General features: G+C 58.6%; 14 protein-coding genes. 8 read left to right on the forward strand and 6 right to left on the reverse strand.

What is annotated here, in order from left to right; all coding sequences use genetic code 11:
* The first annotated feature begins 173 nt into the window (after nucleotides 1–173).
* The 3 genes from nrdA (at nucleotide 174) to yfaE (ending at nucleotide 3,952) form a co-directional block, all read left to right on the forward strand.
* Nucleotides 174–2,459: a class 1a ribonucleoside-diphosphate reductase subunit alpha gene (gene nrdA, locus ACQG03_RS14720; protein WP_023300610.1), complete on the forward strand. Its 2,286-nt coding sequence runs from the start codon at nucleotides 174–176 to the stop codon at nucleotides 2,457–2,459.
* A 108-nt stretch (nucleotides 2,460–2,567) separates the two neighbouring features.
* A complete protein-coding gene (nrdB, locus tag ACQG03_RS14725; protein ID WP_063163779.1) occupies nucleotides 2,568–3,698 on the forward strand; it encodes a class Ia ribonucleoside-diphosphate reductase subunit beta in 1,131 nt (376 codons plus the stop codon).
* Nucleotides 3,698–3,952 carry a class I ribonucleotide reductase maintenance protein YfaE gene (gene yfaE, locus ACQG03_RS14730; protein WP_003859419.1) on the forward strand — a complete coding sequence of 85 codons (255 nt, stop codon included), beginning with the start codon at nucleotides 3,698–3,700 and terminating at the stop codon, nucleotides 3,950–3,952. The genes nrdB and yfaE overlap by 1 nt, the downstream gene beginning before the upstream one ends.
* A 542-nt stretch (nucleotides 3,953–4,494) precedes the next feature.
* Here yfaE and glpQ read toward each other — a convergent pair.
* The gene (gene glpQ, locus ACQG03_RS14735) at nucleotides 4,495–5,553 is read right to left on the reverse strand and encodes a glycerophosphodiester phosphodiesterase (protein ID WP_063163622.1); all 1,059 of its coding nucleotides are present in this window, start codon (nucleotides 5,551–5,553) and stop codon (nucleotides 4,495–4,497) included.
* Between the two features lie 11 nt (nucleotides 5,554–5,564).
* A complete protein-coding gene (gene glpT, locus ACQG03_RS14740) occupies nucleotides 5,565–6,917 on the reverse strand; it encodes a glycerol-3-phosphate transporter (RefSeq protein WP_022648804.1) in 1,353 nt (450 codons plus the stop codon).
* A 250-nt stretch (nucleotides 6,918–7,167) separates the two neighbouring features.
* Between glpT and glpA the strand changes: the two genes are divergently transcribed.
* The 3 genes from glpA to glpC are packed head-to-tail and all read left to right on the forward strand — an operon-like array spanning nucleotide 7,168 to nucleotide 11,190.
* Complete coding sequence (gene glpA, locus ACQG03_RS14745) at nucleotides 7,168–8,796, forward strand: anaerobic glycerol-3-phosphate dehydrogenase subunit A (RefSeq protein WP_063137699.1); 1,629 nt, start codon at nucleotides 7,168–7,170, stop codon at nucleotides 8,794–8,796.
* On the forward strand, nucleotides 8,786–10,003 hold the full coding sequence (gene glpB, locus ACQG03_RS14750) for a glycerol-3-phosphate dehydrogenase subunit GlpB (RefSeq protein WP_063163621.1): 1,218 nt from the start codon (nucleotides 8,786–8,788) through the stop codon (nucleotides 10,001–10,003). The genes glpA and glpB overlap by 11 nt, the downstream gene beginning before the upstream one ends.
* The gene (glpC, locus tag ACQG03_RS14755; RefSeq protein WP_023306631.1) at nucleotides 10,000–11,190 is read left to right on the forward strand and encodes an anaerobic glycerol-3-phosphate dehydrogenase subunit GlpC; all 1,191 of its coding nucleotides are present in this window, start codon (nucleotides 10,000–10,002) and stop codon (nucleotides 11,188–11,190) included. The genes glpB and glpC overlap by 4 nt, the downstream gene beginning before the upstream one ends.
* 31 nt (nucleotides 11,191–11,221) lie before the next feature.
* Here the strand turns inward: glpC and ACQG03_RS14760 are convergent, their stop codons facing one another.
* The 4 genes from ACQG03_RS14760 to tctD all read right to left on the reverse strand — a co-directional run bounded on the left by ACQG03_RS14760 (nucleotide 11,222) and on the right by tctD (nucleotide 15,255).
* Entirely contained in the window at nucleotides 11,222–12,421 is a 1,200-nt protein-coding gene (locus tag ACQG03_RS14760; protein WP_063163620.1) for a nicotinamide mononucleotide deamidase-related protein YfaY, read from the reverse strand.
* 94 nt (nucleotides 12,422–12,515) lie between these two features.
* Nucleotides 12,516–13,055, reverse strand: coding sequence for a YfaZ family outer membrane protein (locus ACQG03_RS14765; RefSeq protein ID WP_022648809.1), 540 nt, complete (start codon nucleotides 13,053–13,055; stop codon nucleotides 12,516–12,518).
* Nucleotides 13,056–13,184: 129 nt separating this feature from the next.
* Nucleotides 13,185–14,594 carry a sensor histidine kinase gene (locus tag ACQG03_RS14770; protein WP_023306632.1) on the reverse strand — a complete coding sequence of 470 codons (1,410 nt, stop codon included), beginning with the start codon at nucleotides 14,592–14,594 and terminating at the stop codon, nucleotides 13,185–13,187.
* On the reverse strand, nucleotides 14,581–15,255 hold the full coding sequence (gene tctD, locus ACQG03_RS14775; RefSeq protein WP_063163619.1) for a transcriptional regulator TctD: 675 nt from the start codon (nucleotides 15,253–15,255) through the stop codon (nucleotides 14,581–14,583). The genes ACQG03_RS14770 and tctD overlap by 14 nt, the downstream gene beginning before the upstream one ends.
* A 152-nt stretch (nucleotides 15,256–15,407) precedes the next feature.
* Here tctD and ACQG03_RS14780 point away from each other — a divergent pair, with 152 nt between their 5' ends.
* Both ACQG03_RS14780 and ACQG03_RS14785 read left to right on the forward strand, forming a co-directional pair.
* Nucleotides 15,408–16,388, forward strand: a complete 981-nt coding sequence (locus ACQG03_RS14780) for a Bug family tripartite tricarboxylate transporter substrate binding protein (protein WP_022648812.1) — start codon at nucleotides 15,408–15,410, stop codon at nucleotides 16,386–16,388.
* Between the two features lie 11 nt (nucleotides 16,389–16,399).
* Nucleotides 16,400–16,831, forward strand: a complete 432-nt coding sequence (locus ACQG03_RS14785; RefSeq protein ID WP_022648813.1) for a tripartite tricarboxylate transporter TctB family protein — start codon at nucleotides 16,400–16,402, stop codon at nucleotides 16,829–16,831.
* Nucleotides 16,832–16,838 lie beyond the last annotated feature (7 nt).

Here is a 16,838-nt window from a genome sequence, read left to right on the forward strand (position 1 = left end):
ACGTCAAAATCAACCCTTGTGCTGAAAAGATTCGATACTAGAATACTCACCATATAGCGTTCTTCTTATCGCAAAACCCCTATATGTAGTATTTATCCACAGAGTTAGTCACAAGGCGGTTCTGTGGATAAGCGGGGGATATTTTTTTATTTCACGGACAGGTAAAAACCCACATGAATCAGAGTCTGCTGGTGACAAAGCGCGACGGTACTACCGAGCGTATCAATCTGGACAAAATCCATCGAGTTCTCGACTGGGCAGCAGAAGGACTGAACAACGTATCTATATCCCAGGTCGAACTGCGTTCTCACATTCAGTTCTACGACGGCATCAAAACGTCTGATATCCACGAAACCATTATCAAAGCAGCGGCAGATCTGATCTCCCGCGACGCACCGGATTATCAGTACCTCGCTGCGCGTCTGGCGATTTTCCACCTGCGTAAGAAAGCCTACGGCCAGTTCGAGCCGCCGAAGCTTTACGATCACGTAGTGAAAATGGTTGAGCTGGGCAAATACGACACGCATCTGCTGGAAGACTATACGGAAGAAGAGTTCGAGCAGATGAACGGGTTTATCGATCACTGGCGCGACATGAACTTCTCCTACGCGGCGGTGAAGCAGCTCGAAGGCAAATACCTGGTTCAGAACCGTGTAACCGGTGAGATCTACGAGAGCGCTCAGTTTCTCTATATTCTGGTGGCCGCCTGCCTGTTCTCTAATTATCCACGTGAAACCCGTCTGGACTACGTGAAGCGTTTCTACGATGCGGTCTCTACGTTCAAGATTTCTCTGCCTACGCCAATCATGTCTGGCGTGCGTACCCCTACCCGTCAGTTCAGCTCCTGCGTACTGATCGAGTGTGGTGACAGCCTGGATTCCATCAACGCGACCTCCAGCGCCATCGTAAAATACGTCTCCCAGCGTGCTGGTATCGGCATCAACGCTGGTCGTATCCGTGCGCTTGGCAGCCCGATCCGCGGCGGTGAAGCGTTCCACACCGGCTGTATCCCGTTCTACAAGCACTTCCAGACGGCAGTAAAATCCTGCTCTCAGGGCGGCGTGCGCGGTGGCGCTGCGACCCTGTTCTACCCAATGTGGCACCTGGAAGTGGAAAGCCTGCTGGTTCTGAAGAACAACCGCGGCGTGGAAGGCAACCGCGTGCGTCACATGGACTACGGCGTGCAGATCAACAAGCTGATGTACACCCGCCTGCTGAAAGGTGAAGATATCACCCTGTTCAGCCCATCTGATGTCCCGGGTCTGTACGACGCGTTCTTCGCCGATCAGGACGAATTCGAGCGTCTGTACACCAAATACGAAAAAGACGACAGCATCCGCAAGCAGCGCGTGAAGGCGGTCGATCTGTTCTCCCTGATGATGCAGGAACGTGCCTCTACCGGCCGTATCTACATCCAGAACGTTGACCACTGCAACACCCACAGCCCGTTCGATCCGGTGGTTGCGCCAGTGCGCCAGTCCAACCTGTGCCTGGAGATCGCCCTGCCGACCAAACCGCTGGACGATGTGAACGATGAAAACGGTGAAATCGCCCTGTGTACGCTCTCTGCGTTCAACCTGGGTGCGATTAAGAGCCTGGACGAGCTGGAAGAGCTGGCCGTGCTGGCGGTTCGTGCGCTCGACGCCCTGCTGGACTACCAGGATTACCCAATCCCGGCGGCAAAACGCGGCGCAATGGGCCGTCGCACTTTAGGTATCGGCGTGATCAACTTCGCCTACTGGCTGGCGAAAAACGGCAAGCGTTACTCCGACGGCAGCGCCAACAATCTGACGCACCAGACGTTCGAAGCCATTCAGTACTACCTGATGAAAGCCTCCAACGAGCTGGCGAAAGAGCAAGGCGCGTGCCCGTGGTTCAATGAAACCACCTACGCGAAAGGCATTCTGCCGATCGACACCTACAAAAAAGACCTGGATGCGATCGTCAGCGAGCCGCTGCACCTCGACTGGGAAGGCCTGCGCGAGTCCATTAAAACTCACGGCCTGCGTAACTCCACGCTCTCTGCCCTGATGCCGTCCGAGACCTCTTCGCAGATCTCCAACGCCACCAACGGTATTGAGCCACCGCGCGGCCACGTCAGCATCAAAGCGTCGAAAGACGGCGTGCTGCGTCAGGTGGTACCGGATTACGAAACGCTGGGCAACAACTACGAGCTGCTGTGGGAAATGCCAAACAACGATGGCTACCTGCAACTGGTGGGTATCATGCAGAAGTTTATCGACCAGTCGATCTCTGCCAATACCAACTACGACCCGACGCGCTTCCCGTCAGGCAAGGTTCCGATGCAGCAACTGCTGAAAGACCTGCTCACCGCCTACAAATTTGGCGTGAAAACGCTGTACTATCACAACACCCGTGATGGTGCGGAAGACGCGCAGGACGACCTGGCGCCGTCAATTCAGGACGATGGCTGCGAAAGCGGCGCATGTAAGATCTAATAAATTCCCTCACTCTAACCCTCTCCCACAGGGAGAGGGAACTCTTTCCCCCTCTCCCTGTGGGAGAGGGCCGGGGTGAGGGGAAATAACACCACAGGACTCACCGCAATGGCATATACCACCTTTTCACAGACGAAAAACGACCAGCTCAAAGAGCCGATGTTCTTCGGCCAGCCGGTCAACGTGGCACGCTACGATCAGCAAAAATATGACATCTTCGAAAAGCTGATTGAAAAGCAACTCTCTTTCTTCTGGCGTCCGGAAGAAGTTGACGTTTCCCGCGACCGTATCGATTTCCAGGCGCTGCCGGAACACGAAAAGCACATCTTCCTCAGCAACCTGAAATACCAGACGCTGCTGGACTCCATTCAGGGGCGTAGTCCGAACGTGGCGCTGCTGCCGCTGATCTCGATTCCTGAGCTGGAAACCTGGGTTGAGACCTGGGCGTTCTCCGAGACGATCCACTCCCGCTCTTACACCCACATCATCCGCAACATCGTGAACGATCCGGCGGTGGTGTTTGATGATATCGTCACCAACGAACAGATCCAGAAGCGCGCCGAAGGCATTGCGCACTACTATGACGAACTGATCGAGATGACCAGCTACTGGCATCTGCTGGGCGAAGGTACGCACAACGTGAACGGTAAAACCGTCACCGTAAACCTGCAGATCCTGAAAAAACAGCTCTATCTGTGCCTGATGAGCGTCAACGCCCTGGAAGCAATCCGCTTCTACGTGAGCTTCGCCTGCTCCTTCGCGTTTGCCGAGCGCAAACTGATGGAAGGCAACGCCAAAATTATCCGTCTGATTGCCCGTGACGAAGCCCTGCACCTGACCGGGACTCAGCATATGCTGAACCTGCTGCGCAGCGGTGCAGACGATCCGGAGATGGCGGAAATTGCGGAAGAGTGCAAACAGGAATGCTACGACCTGTTCGTGCTGGCGGCCCAGCAGGAGAAAGAGTGGGCAGACTACCTGTTCCGCGACGGCTCCATGATTGGCCTGAACAAAGACATTCTGTGCCAGTACGTTGAGTACATCACCAATATCCGCATGCAGGCCGTCGGTCTCGACCTGCCGTTCCAGACGCGCTCTAACCCAATCCCGTGGATCAACACCTGGCTGGTGTCCGATAACGTGCAGGTCGCGCCACAGGAAGTGGAAGTGAGTTCTTACCTGGTCGGTCAGATTGATTCTGAAGTCAACACCGACGACCTGAGCGATTTCCAGCTCTGATGAGCCGCGTAACGCTGAGCCTTTCGGGTACAGAGGTGTTGTGCCAGGAAGAGCACCCTTCTCTGCTGGTGGCGCTTGAAGCACATCAGGTAGAAGTCGAGTACCAGTGTCGTGAAGGCTACTGCGGCTCCTGCCGCTGCCGTCTGGTCGCAGGCCAGGTAGACTGGCTGACCGAACCGCTGGCCTTTATCAGTGAAGGGGAAATTTTGCCCTGCTGCTGCCGGGCAAAAGGCGATATAGAGATCGAGATGTGATGTTGTCCTTATCCCCTCTCCCGGTGGGCTGAGGGTTCCCCACAAATTAATGCGAGCACTGAGCAATCCCCTCGCCCCTCCGGGGAGAGGGTTAGGGTGAGGGGAACATACGGCGGTGGTGGTCATTCCGTTCACTTTATGTTCCTTGCTACTCTGTAACGACATGACCGGTGAACGTGCCAGGGTGGCTCAGTCGCCACCACCCTGGCGACCCGGGCTCCCGGCGGTAAATCGCCGCTTCGCGGTGCCCTCGGCTTATTCCTTCCGGCTTATCGGGTACGGGCGGAGGCAACGTCCCTGTAAAGCCGCCCTCTCGGCGCATCCCTGCGCCTCGCCCCGGCCGGAAGGCAAACGCCTCAGCGATTTACAGCCGGACCAGGGCATCGCTGACAGCCCTCAGTCATTTAGAAAGCAACTTTATTGCTTCTGCATAAAAAAATTACTGGGGATCCCTCTCCCGGTGGGAGAGGGTTAGGGTGAGGGCATCAGGCCGCAGAGCCTGATTGTCGGGTGGCGGCTTCGCCTTACCCGACCTACAAAACCTACTTCCGGTGAATGAATTCGACCGCTTTATCCGGGAAATCCGTAAACAATCCGTCCACATCCGCCTGGTTATACAGCACGTCGTAAAGCTGATCCACGTCCGTCGCATACTCCGGCAACTGGTCTGCACGCACGGTATACGGATGCACCTGCATCTTGCTCGCATGCGCCTCTTTCACCATCGCCGTCAGCTTCACGTGGCCCGGCGTTGAGCCTTCCGCCACCAGCATGTGGTAATCCGGCCCGATGCCGTCGGCGTACTGCGCAATCTGCTTCATCGCGCCCGGCTTAAACATCCAGTCGTAGCTGTAGTTCACCCACTTCCCGTCCGGCTGTTTTTCCTGAGTTTCATTCCAGTCGGTATAGGCAATCAACTGCACCAGATTGAGATCCATCCCCATCTTCGGCTCCAGCTCAGTTTTGATGCGCTTCAGTTCCGCGGCATCGAAACATTGCAGGAAAACCTTATCCTTCTTGCTGGTGTAGCCGTACTTTTTCAGTACCTCCAGCGTCTTCGCGGCAATGTCTTTTCCTTCCTGAAGGTGGAACCACGGCGCTTTGATTTCCGGGTAGATACCGATATTTTTGCCCGTCGAGTGGTTCAGCCCCTGAACAAACTCGATCTCCTCTTCGAAGGTGTGAATACGGAAGTCAGACTTGCCCATCGGGAAACGCCCCGGATAGACCTGCACCTTCTTACCGTTCTCAATCTCGAAGCCCTCGGTAAACTTCAGCGAGCGGATCTCCGCCAGCGTGAAGTCGATGGCGTAGTAGCGGCCATCTTTACGGGCGCGGTTCGGGAAACGCTCCGCCACGTCCGTCACGCGGTCAAGATAGTGGTCATGCAGAACGACCAGCTGGTCGTCCTTCGTCATCACCAGATCCTGCTCCAGATAATCCGCGCCCTGGGCATAGGCCATCGCTTTTGCCGGCAGCGTATGCTCCGGCAGATAACCGCTGGCGCCACGGTGGGCGATCACGATTTTATCCGCCGCCAGCGCGGAGCCTGTCATCAGGCCCGCCAGCAGCAGGCCTGTCGCTAACTGAGTTAATTTCATCGCAATGCTCCTTACTGACGACGCGCCAGCACCTCGGCATGGTGACGTTTTTCACCAATCATCACGACGATCAACAGCAGAACCGCCAGCACGCTGCCGCCAATCATCACCATAAAACCACCGTCCCAGCCGAAGAAATCGACTGTGTAACCGACGATGGCACTTGCCGCCACTGAACCGCCGAGGTAGCCAAACAGACCGGTAAAGCCTGCCGCCGTGCCTGCCGCTTTCTTCGGCGCCAGCTCCAGCGCGTGCAGGCCGATCAGCATAACCGGACCATAAATCAGGAAGCCGATTACGATCATACAGGCCATATCCACACCCGGATTACCCGGCGGGTTAAGCCAGTAAACGACCGTCGCGATGGTCACCAGCGTCATAAAGAACACGCCCGTCGCCCCACGGTTGCCCTTAAACACTTTGTCCGACATCCAGCCGCAGATCAGCGTGCCGGGAATGCCCGCGTATTCATACAGGAAATAGGCCCAGGAGGATTTATCCAGCGCGAAGTGCTTCACCTCTTTCAGGTAAGTCGGGGACCAGTCGAGGATGCCGTAGCGCAGCAGGTAGACAAACACGTTCGCCACCGCGATGTACCACAGCAGCTTGTTTGGCAGCACGTACTTCATGAAGATCTGTTTCGCGGTCAGCTCTTCTTCGTGCTTCTCGCTGTAATCATCCGGGTAGTCGTTTTTGTACTCTTCAATCGGCGGCAGGCCGCAGGACTGCGGCGTGTCGCGCATCAGGGCGAAGGCGATAATCGCCACCAGAATGGCGCCAAAGGCAGGCATATAGAGCGCCGCGTGCCAGTCGTTGAACCAGGCCATCCCCAGCAGGAACAGCAGCGGCGGAAGCCCGCCCCCGACGTTATGCGCGCAGTTCCAGACCGATACAATCCCACCGCGCTCTTTCTGTGACCACCAGTGCACCATGGTACGTCCGCATGGCGGCCACCCCATCCCCTGGAACCAGCCGCAGAGGAACAGCAGTACGAACATGACGGCAATGCTGGAGGTCGCCCATGGCACAAAGCCCATGAACAGCATCACCGCAGCCGCGAGGATCAGACCGGCGGGCAGGAACACACGCGGATTCGAGCGATCCGACACCGACCCCATAATGAACTTCGAAAAACCGTACGCGATGGAGATCCCCGACAGCGCAAAGCCCAGATCGCCGCGGGAGAAGCCTTGTTCCACCAGGTATGGCATGGCGAGCGCAAAGTTTTTACGTACCAGATAGTACGCCGCATACCCGAAGAAGATCCCGAGGAAGATTTGCCAACGCAGACGGCGGTAGAGAGGATCAATCTCTGCCTCTGGCAGTCGCGCCCGGTGTGGCGCAGGTTTAAAGATACTGAGCATAACAGCCTCCGTGGCCTTTCAAAAAATGACCGGGCATCTCGCGCCCGGCTACAGAGGCGGCGATGTTAAGAAATCACGGTGAATGTTACTGTGAATCAACGCACAGATTGTTACAGAAATATGACAGAATGCGCAAAAAAGCGCATGAAATCACGTTTCACTTTCGAATTTCGCGCGTTTATGTTCGAAATCAAACAAACCACACGATCAATGTGGCTAAATGCTAAAAAACGAACATAGAGGAAAGGCAATGACTATTCACGATCCACGCTTCAGCGATGTGATTATCATTGGCGGTGGCGCGACGGGTGCCGGCATCGCACGCGACTGCGCCCTGCGGGGATTGAGCGTCACGCTTCTGGAACGCCACGACATCGCCACCGGCGCAACGGGGCGTAACCACGGTCTGTTGCACAGCGGTGCCCGCTATGCGGTCACTGACGCTGAGTCCGCGCGCGAGTGTATTGCTGAAAACCAGATCCTCAGGCGCATCGCCCGCCACTGCGTTGAACCGACCAACGGCCTTTTTATCACCCTTCCCGAAGATGATCTCGGCTTTCAGCAAACCTTTATCACCGCCTGCACGGCGGCAGGCATTCAGGCCGAGGCGCTCGATCCTGCACAGGCGCGCCGTCTTGAACCCTCGGTAAACCCGGCGTTACTGGGCGCGGTAAAAGTGCCTGACGGAACCGTTGATCCTTTCCGCCTGACCGCCGCCAATATGCTCGACGCGCGGGAACACGGCGCACAGATCCTGACCGGGCATCACGTCACCGGGCTTATTCGTGAAGGTAATACCGTACGCGGGGTGCGCGTGTGTGATACGCAGTACAATGAACACCGCGAGCTGTATGCCACCGTCGTGGTCAACGCGGCGGGGATCTGGGGCCAGCGCATCGCGGAATACGCCGATTTATCCGTCCGCATGTTCCCGGCCAAAGGCTCGCTGCTGATCCTCGACCATCGCATCAATAACCATGTCATCAACCGCTGCCGTAAACCGTCTGACGCCGACATCCTCGTGCCGGGGGACACCATTTCGTTGATCGGCACGACCTCAATGCATGTGGACTACAGCGAAATCGATTACAACCGCGTTACCGCCGAAGAGGTGGATATTCTGCTGCGCGAAGGGGAAAAGCTGGCCCCGGTGATGGCGCAGACGCGTATTCTGCGTGCCTACGCGGGCGTGCGTCCCCTCGTCGCCAGCGACAACGATCCGAGCGGGCGTAACGTCAGCCGCGGCATCGTGCTGCTCGATCACGCCGAACGCGACGGCATGGACGGGTTTATCACCATTACCGGCGGCAAGCTGATGACCTACCGGCTGATGGCCCAGTGGGCCACCGATGCCGTCTGCCGTAAGCTCGGTAACACCGCGCCGTGCGTGACGGCGGAGCGGGCCCTGCCCGGCTCGCAGCAATCGACAGAAAAAACGCTGCACAAAATCATTTCACTTCCTGCCCCGCTTCGCGGTTCGGCGATTTACCGCCACGGCGACCGCACCCCGACCTGGCTTGGTGAAGGGCGACTCAGCCGCAGCCTGGTGTGCGAATGCGAAGCCGTGACCGCAGGCGAGGTGCAATATGCCGTGGAAAACCTGACGGTGAACAACCTGCTTGATTTACGCCGCCGCACGCGAGTCGGGATGGGCACCTGTCAGGGGGAACTGTGCGCCTGCCGTGCCGCCGGGCTGCTGCAACGTTTTCATGCCACCTCCTCAACCCAGTCGCTCGCCCAGCTCAGCGATTTTTTAAATGAGCGCTGGAAAGGCATTCAGCCCGTCGCCTGGGGCGATGCCCTGCGCGAAAGTGAGTTTACCCGCTGGGTCTATCAGGGACTTTGCGGTCTGGAGAAGGAGCACAACCATGAAATTTGATACCGTGATTGTGGGTGGAGGGCTGGCGGGCCTGCTGTGCGGTCTCAAACTGACGCAGCGGGGTCTGCGCTGCGCCATTGTCACTCGCGGTCAAAGTGCCCTGCACTTCTCCTCCGGCTCGCTGGATTTACTGGGCGCGCTATCGTTCTCCGATCTGCCGCCTGAACATCCCTACCGCCTGACGGGCGCAGAGAATATGGCCCGCTTTGCCTGCGAAACCGAACACCTGCTGACCGCCTGCGGCGCACGCATGCAGGGTGACGCCGAGCAAAATCATCAGCGCGTCACGCCGCTCGGCACTCTGCGCGCCGCCTGGCTTAGCCCGGAAGAGGTGCCTGTCGCCCCCATCGCTGCCGGGCACGTGCGGGTGGTGGGGATCAGCGGTTTCCTTGATTTCCAGCCGCATCTTGCCGCCGCGTCTCTCAGACAGCAGGGCATTCAGGTGGAAACGGCGGAGATTGATCTCCCCGAGCTCGACGTGCTGCGCGAAAACCCCAGCGAGTTTCGTGCGGTGAACATTGCCCGTCTGCTGGATAATGAACGCTACTGGCCGCAGCTGTACGCGGCGCTTCAACCGCTCGGCGAGACCTGCGACGCCCTGTTTATGCCCGCCTGTTTTGGCTTAACGGACAACCGGCTCTGGCGCTGGCTCTCGGCGCGCCTGCCCTGTACGCTCGGTTTACTGCCGACGCTCCCCCCTTCCGTGCCCGGCATTCGTCTGCATACCCAGCTTCAGCGTCAGTTTGTCGCCCAGGGTGGCATCTGGATGGCAGGCGACGAGGTGAAAAAAATCACCCTGGCAGAGGGCGCGGTAAGCGAAATCTGGACCCGCAACCACGGCGACATCCCGCTTCGAGCACGCTATACGGTGCTGGCAAGCGGCAGCTTCTTCAGTAACGGTCTGCTGAGCAGCCGGGATGGCGTGCGTGAGGCAATTCTCGGGCTGGATGTCCGGCAAAGCGCTTCCCGCGCGGACTGGTATCAAAGCGATTTCTTCACCCCGCAGCCCTGGCAGCAGTTCGGCGTGATCGTCGATACCCAGCTGCGCCCGCAGCTGGGCGGGGAACCGGTTGAAAATCTTTACGCCATCGGCTCGGTTCTGGGCGGGTACGATCCCGTGGCACAGGGCTGCGGTGGCGGCGTCTGCGCCGTCACCGCGCTGCATGTCGCGGAGCAGATTATCCAGCGCAGGGAGGGAGCACAATGAACGACACCCGATTTGAAAGCTGTATCAAATGCACGGTCTGCACCACGGTTTGCCCGGTCAGCGGCGTCGATCCGCGCTATCCCGGCCCGAAACAGGCCGGCCCCGACGGGGAGCGTCTGCGCCTGAAGGACGGCGCGCTCTACGACGAGGCGCTGAAATACTGTATCAACTGTAAACGCTGCGAAGTTGCCTGCCCGTCGGACGTGAAAATAGGCGATATCATCCAGCGCGCCCGCGCCCGCTACAGTACGCAAAAACCGACGCTGCGCGACGCGATACTGAGCCACACCGATCTGATGGGCAGCCTCTCGACGCCTTTCGCGCCGGTCGTCAATGCCGCCACCGCCCTGAAGCCGGTGCGCAGGCTGCTGGATGCGACGCTCAAAATCGACCATCACCGCAGTCTGCCGAAATATTCTCACGGCACCTTCCGCCGCTGGTATAAATCCGTGGCGGCAGAACAGGCGCAGTTCGCTGAGCAGGTTGCCTTCTTCCACGGCTGCTACGTGAACTACAACCATCCGCAGCTGGGGAAAGACCTGCTGAAAGTGCTGAACGCCATGGGGACGGGCGTTCAGCTGCTGAGCAAAGAGAAGTGCTGCGGCGTTCCGCTGATTGCCAACGGTTTTACCGACAAAGCGCGCAGGCAGGCGAAAAGCAACGTCACCTCTTTACGTGAGGCGATCGTCGACAACGGGATCCCGGTACTGGCGACGTCGTCAACCTGTACCTTCACGCTGCGCGATGAATATCCGCATCTGCTGGATGTGGATAACACCGGCCTGCGCGAGCACATTGAGCTGGCGACCCGTTTTCTCTGGCGCAAGCTGGACAGCGGGCAGACGTTACCGCTGGGCAAATTGCCGTTGAAGGTGGTGTATCACACGCCATGTCATATGGAGAAGATGGGCTGGTCGATCTATACGCTGGAGCTGCTGCGGCTGATCCCGGGGCTGGAGCTGACGGTGCTGGACTCACGCTGCTGCGGCATCGCTGGCACCTACGGATTCAAGCGTGAAAACTACCCAACGTCACAGGCCATTGGCGCGCCGCTGTTCCGGCAGATTGAAGAGAGCGGCGCAGATATCGTGGTGACGGATTGTGAAACCTGCAAGTGGCAGATCGAGATGTCCACCAGCAAACGCTGTGAACATCCCATTACCTTGCTGGCAAACGCACTGGCGTAACCGTTGCCGGGGACACTGCCCCGGCACATCCTCACTCTACGAACAGCGATTCCACGACGTTGATCCAGCCGTGCTCGCTGGCGACCTCTTTCCCGTTCAGCCAGCGGCGCAGCATGTTCAGCGCCATCATCGCGCACACCTCCTGACGCACGGCCAGGCTGTGGCGGGTAATACTCATCTTCACCCGCAGGGCGTGGGTCCCTTCCGGTGTTGCCAGGGCGAAGTTGAGATGCTCCTCATCCAGCCCGCCCACAAACAGCGCCAGCCCCGCGAAATGCTTCACTCTGCGCTCGGACGCCCAGCGCGCCGTCTGCGCCAGCGTCTCCTGCTGGAACGGCACCACTTCACTGGCCAGCAGCGGCGCACCCGCCCGGGTAAGCTGAAGCGCCAGAAGCCCACCGGTAAACTGCTCGCTTAGCGTCACGCTGAGCTGACGAGACTGCAAATGCGCTGCGATCTGCGCCGGCAGCCCTTCCGTTCCTTCGAAAATCAGGCTTTCCCCGGCGACGCGCTGCACTTCCGGCCACAGTGCCAGCATAGCGGCTTTCTCTGACGCCGGTCCGGTCAGCTTCAGTTCAATAATCGGCATGGATGAGCGATAGCCCATCGACACGCCGGGAGGCAGTTGCAGGTGATCGAGGCTCTGGGCCAGCTCGCTTTCCGAGCGGCCAAAGGTGGTCAGACGCAGGCACAGCGGCGGTTCAGGCAGCGTGAAGCGCGCGCGCAGGCGCGGCAGGATCTGCTGCTCGACCATCACTTTAAATTCCGACGGCACGCCCGGAGTGAAGAACATCAGGCAGCGGTTCAACTGAACGGCAAACCCGCAGGCGGTGCCGACCGGGTTATCAATCAGTTCCGCGCTGGCGGGAATTTCAGCCTGCTTGCGGTTGCTGGGGGCCATCACGCGGCCACGCTCGGAGAAAAATCGCTCCATCTGTGCCAGCCACGCCTCGTGCAGGACCAGGCCTTCACCTCTGGCCGTGGCGGCGGCCAGCGCACTGAGATCGTCGCTGGTGGGCCCAAGCCCGCCGTTCACAATCAGCACGTCGCAGCGTTCGCTGCGCTCGCGCAGAACGTTGACCAGCGACTCAAGATTGTCACCCACGGTGTTGCGGTGCGTTAACGGTAATCCTTGCTCAAAGAAGAGATCGGCGAGCCAGGCGGCATTGGTATCAATGATTTGCCCATGCAGCACTTCGTCGCCAGTGGATAACATTTCCACGTTTATCATTGTGTTCTCCCATTTCAATGGTCAAAACACTATAGCGCAATCGAAGACCGGGGGAAGAGAGAAACTGGCGCGACTGAACGCCGCGCCGAAAGGATTAGAAACCTGCGCTCACACCGATGTAGGGACCATCTGCCAGCGCGTTGTCGCGGTGGCCGTCTTTACCCGCCAGGTTCAGATAACGATAACCCGCTTCGATGGTGACAGGACGGATGATGGTCCAGCGTCCACCCACGTTGGCTTCCTCATAGCTATCGATACCGCTGGAGAGGGAATCCGGAGAGTAGTAGTATTCACCGAACAGGCCAAAGCTGTCGCCGATTTTCCACTGCAAACCGCCGCCCACTGCCGCCGCGTAACCTTCGTCGCCGTCGTTCGGGTTGGTGTAAATCCCTTTACCGCCGACTGTCGCCAGGAAAGGACCCAAAGGTACGTTGAAGCCCAGCCCCAGGCTTGCCGCATCCCCATCGTCGTCGTTATGCGTCCAGCCGCCGGTCATCGCCAGGCCTGCGCTATCCGTGCCAAGACCAAAGCCCAGGTGGGTATAATCTTCGCCCGCCGAGCCGTTGAAGGAAATAGCGTTGGCTGCTGCCGATACAAACATCAGGCCTAAGCCCATTAATGCCACTTTTTTCATTGTCGTGATCCCGCACAATATATTCAGAGATGTCCAAAAACCGCGAGATTTTAACCTGACTGTCTGTGGGATCAATGCGCTCAGTGGACATCGGGCAATTAGTTTGTAACGATTTGATAATATCGGTATTTATATCATCAATAAAAAACGCATTTTTACGCACAGGCCGCCCAGATTTTCACTGGGCATCAGCTGAAGATGGCTGCGGTGCAGGCGGGCAATATCGTTGGCCAGCGCCAGGCCAATGCCGGACCCGGCGGCATCGCCCACGTTATCCAGCCGATGAAACGGCAGCATGGCCTGGGAGATCTGGTCTTCGGCAATACCCGGTCCGCTGTCCTCCACGCTCAGCTCAACGGCATCGTTATCCATGCGCAGGTACACCGTCACGATGCCCTGCTCCGGCGTGTATTTGATCGCATTCTCCAGCAGGTTAGCGCAGAGTTCGCCCAGCAAAACGTCATCCCCCTCAATCATTACCGGCTGCTGTACGCCGTCATAACCGAGATCGATACCCTTGCTGCGCGCCTGTGCCAGCCGCGAAAAGCAGCAGTTTTGCACCACCTGCACCAGATCGACAGGGGCAAACTGTCGCTCCCCCTGCTCTTTCCGCTTCACCGCCGAAAGCTGTAACAGCCTTTCCGTCAGCACGATGGTGTTATCCAGCGTAACGTTCATTGCCCGTAAGCTCTCCTGCCACAGCGCCGGATCGTTACGCGTCAGAGCAACGGATACCTGCGTTTTTAGCACCGCCAGCGGCGTTTTGAGCTGGTGTGAGGCATCGGCATTGAAGCGCTCCTGCCGCGAAAGTACGCCGCGCAACCGGTCGATGTAACGGTTAAACGCCACAATCAGCAGCCGCGTTTCCGACCAGGGCAGCAGCTCCGGCAGCGGGGCCAGCAGCCCGGGCTCACGGCGCACCATCAGCGAAGAGAGTTGCCGCATTGGGCGCAGCACGCGGCGCAGCAGCCAGGCGGTCAGGACCAGCGTCAGCAGCACCAGCAGCCCCTGCGACACGAGTGAGGAAAACAGCAGCTGTGTGGCCAGATAGCGCCGCGACTGCAACGTTTCTGCGACATAAATTTCCGCCATCCCGAACACATTATCTTCGTTAACCGGCTGGAGCAGCTTCGCCACGCGGATCGCCTGCCCGCGATACTCGGTATGATAAAACCACGCCAGCGCCGGATAGTGAGTGGTGCGCGACGTGGAGGGAGGCATATTTGGCAGATCGTCATACCCAGAGATCGTCCGCCCGTCAGGGTCAACCACCTTGTAGTAGAGGCGATCGTTCATGTTCAGCTCAAAGCTGTCGAGCACGACCCAGGGCACGTTCACCAGCAGCTTGCCCTTGTGCACCACCAGCCGCTCAGACACGGTGCGCGCCGAGGATAACAGCGTACGGTCATAGGCCTGCGTCGCCGCCTGTAGCGCGCTAACGTAGCTGTTAAAGGCTGACAGCCCCCATAACAGCAGCAGCGGCAAACCCAGAAAGAGCAAAAGTTGCAGGTAAAGCGACTGTGGCTTAACCCACTTCATCGCCGCACTCCAGCACGTAGCCCAGTCCCCGGAGGGTGGTGATCCGCACGCCGCTGCCGGTCAGCTTCTTACGCAGGCGGTGAATATAGAGATCGATACTCTCGGGGCTGACGTCGTCGTTCAGGCTGAACACCTGGTCGAAGAGCTGTTGCCGGGAGACGGGACGGGTCCGGCGGTGCATCAGCACCTTCAGCAAAGAGAGTTCGCGTGGCGTGAGGGAAAGGGGTTCATCGCGCAGCAGAAAAAAACCTTCATCATCGTACTCCAGCTCTCCCAGCCGCTGGCGCTCCTGGGTTCGCCCTTCGCTGCGGCGCAGCAGCGCACGCAGGCGGGCATCAAGCTCCTCCAGCTCGAACGGCTTCGGCAGATAGTCATCCGCCCCGGCATTCAGCCCTTTCACCCTGTCTGCTACGTTGCTGCGGGCGGTGAGAAACAGCACCGGCAGCGTCTGCCCGCGCTTTCTCAGACGATGCACCACCTCCAGCCCGTCGAAGCCGGGCATGCAGATATCAAGGATCGCGACGGCATAGTTTTCCCCCTGCAAAAGGTGATCGGCCGCCCGTCCATCGTTGACGCAATCCACGGCAAATCCGCTTTGTACCAGCGCTTTCTCCAGCCAGTGAGCCAGCTCACGATTATCTTCCGCGAGTAAGAGACGCATATCACATCCTGTAAAGTTGGTGTCGCAGTGAAAGGGAAATGAAAGGTTATTGTTTTAACAATCACGCAACGGAACCGCTACAAGGTGGTTCACATAATCAGAAAAAAGACACCCGTACTCGTACTCCCGGTTCTCCGGCGTGAGGATAAACGATGAAAAAACAATTACTTTCTACCCTTGCTGCAAGCGCATTGCTGTTGAGTGCCTCTGTCGTCCAGGCGCAGGACACCCCGTCCCGCACCGAGTGTATCGCCCCGGCCAAACCCGGCGGCGGCTTCGACCTGACCTGTAAGCTGATTCAGGTCAGCCTGCTGGAGACGAAGGCCATTGAGAAACCGATGCGCGTCACCTACATGCCCGGCGGCGTGGGCGCGGTAGCCTATAACGCCATCGTCGCCCAGCGCCCTGCTGAACCCGGCACCGTGGTGGCCTTCTCCGGCGGCTCGCTGCTGAACCTGTCGCAGGGGAAATTTGGTCGTTATGACGTAAATGACGTGCGCTGGCTCGCCACCGTGGGCACCGATTACGGCATGATCGCCGTTCGCGCGGACTCCCCGTGGAAATCCCTGAAAGATCTGCTGACCGCCATGGAAAAAGATCCGAACAGCGTGGTGATTGGCGCAGGCGCCTCTATCGGCAGCCAGGACTGGATGAAAGCCGCGCTGCTGGCGCAGCAGGCCAAAGTAGATCCGCACAAAATGCGTTACGTGGCCTTTGAAGGCGGCGGTGAGCCGGTGACGGCGCTGATGGGCAATCACGTGCAGGCAGTATCGGGCGATCTCAGCGAAATGGTGCCCTACCTGAGCGGGGATAAGATCCGCGTGCTGGCGGTCTTCTCAGAAAACCGTCTGCCGGGCCAGCTGGCAGACGTCCCAACCGCCAAAGAGCAGGGTTATAACCTGGTCTGGCCGATCATCCGTGGCTTCTTCGTCGGGCCAAAAGTGACCGACGCCGAGTACCAGTGGTGGGTGGATACCTTCGCAAAACTTCAGCAAACCGAGGAGTTCAAAAAACAGCGCGATCTGCGCGGGCTGTTTGAGTTCAACCTGAACGGCAAGCAGCTGGACGAGTACGTGAAAAAACAGGTGAATGACTATCGCGAACAGGCGAAAGCCTTTGGTCTTGCGAAATAACCGGAGGCGTTATGAGCGATCGCATTTTTGCCGGGATATGGCTGCTGCTCTGCATTGGCGGCCTGTTCGTCGCCTGGCAGATCCACAGCGAATACAGCTATGAACCCGTGGGGCCACGCCCCTTTCCCGTCGGCATTGTTGGCCTGATGCTGCTCTGTTCGGTGGCCCTGCTGCTGCGCCATCCGGACACCGTGGAGTGGCCGCCACGCCGCACGCTGCAACGTCTGCTGGTAATGGTGATTGTTCTGCTGATGTACGCGTGGGGCTTTGAGTGGCTCGGCTTCCCGATCGCCACCGCCCTGCTGACGATGGTGATTGGCATACTGTTTAACGCCTCGCTGCCTGCGGCGGGGATCTCCGGGGTCGTACTGGGCATTTTACTCTGGTACGCCTTCGACCGCCTGCTGGACGTGACCCTGCCGCTCGGCGCATGGTTTAACTAACGGAGCA

Origin of the sequence: Enterobacter cloacae complex sp. 342H5, assembly GCF_050030905.1 — a bacterium.
Classification (GTDB): domain Bacteria; phylum Pseudomonadota; class Gammaproteobacteria; order Enterobacterales; family Enterobacteriaceae; genus Enterobacter; species Enterobacter intestinihominis.

Coding starts and splice junctions, on each gene's coding strand:
- glpA (WP_063137699.1), top strand. CDS start 7,168: ATGACTATTCACGATCCACGCTTCAGCGATGTGATTATCATTGGCGGT.
- glpB (WP_063163621.1), top strand. CDS start 8,786: ATGAAATTTGATACCGTGATTGTGGGTGGAGGGCTGGCGGGCCTGCTG.
- yfaE (WP_003859419.1), top strand. CDS start 3,698: ATGAGCCGCGTAACGCTGAGCCTTTCGGGTACAGAGGTGTTGTGCCAG.
- tctD (WP_063163619.1), bottom strand. CDS start 15,255: ATGCGTCTCTTACTCGCGGAAGATAATCGTGAGCTGGCTCACTGGCTG.
- ACQG03_RS14760 (WP_063163620.1), bottom strand. CDS start 12,421: ATGATAAACGTGGAAATGTTATCCACTGGCGACGAAGTGCTGCATGGG.
- glpC (WP_023306631.1), top strand. CDS start 10,000: ATGAACGACACCCGATTTGAAAGCTGTATCAAATGCACGGTCTGCACC.
- ACQG03_RS14770 (WP_023306632.1), bottom strand. CDS start 14,594: ATGAAGTGGGTTAAGCCACAGTCGCTTTACCTGCAACTTTTGCTCTTT.
- nrdB (WP_063163779.1), top strand. CDS start 2,568: ATGGCATATACCACCTTTTCACAGACGAAAAACGACCAGCTCAAAGAG.
- nrdA (WP_023300610.1), top strand. CDS start 174: ATGAATCAGAGTCTGCTGGTGACAAAGCGCGACGGTACTACCGAGCGT.
- ACQG03_RS14765 (WP_022648809.1), bottom strand. CDS start 13,055: ATGAAAAAAGTGGCATTAATGGGCTTAGGCCTGATGTTTGTATCGGCA.
- ACQG03_RS14785 (WP_022648813.1), top strand. CDS start 16,400: ATGAGCGATCGCATTTTTGCCGGGATATGGCTGCTGCTCTGCATTGGC.
- ACQG03_RS14780 (WP_022648812.1), top strand. CDS start 15,408: ATGAAAAAACAATTACTTTCTACCCTTGCTGCAAGCGCATTGCTGTTG.
- glpT (WP_022648804.1), bottom strand. CDS start 6,917: ATGCTCAGTATCTTTAAACCTGCGCCACACCGGGCGCGACTGCCAGAG.
- glpQ (WP_063163622.1), bottom strand. CDS start 5,553: ATGAAATTAACTCAGTTAGCGACAGGCCTGCTGCTGGCGGGCCTGATG.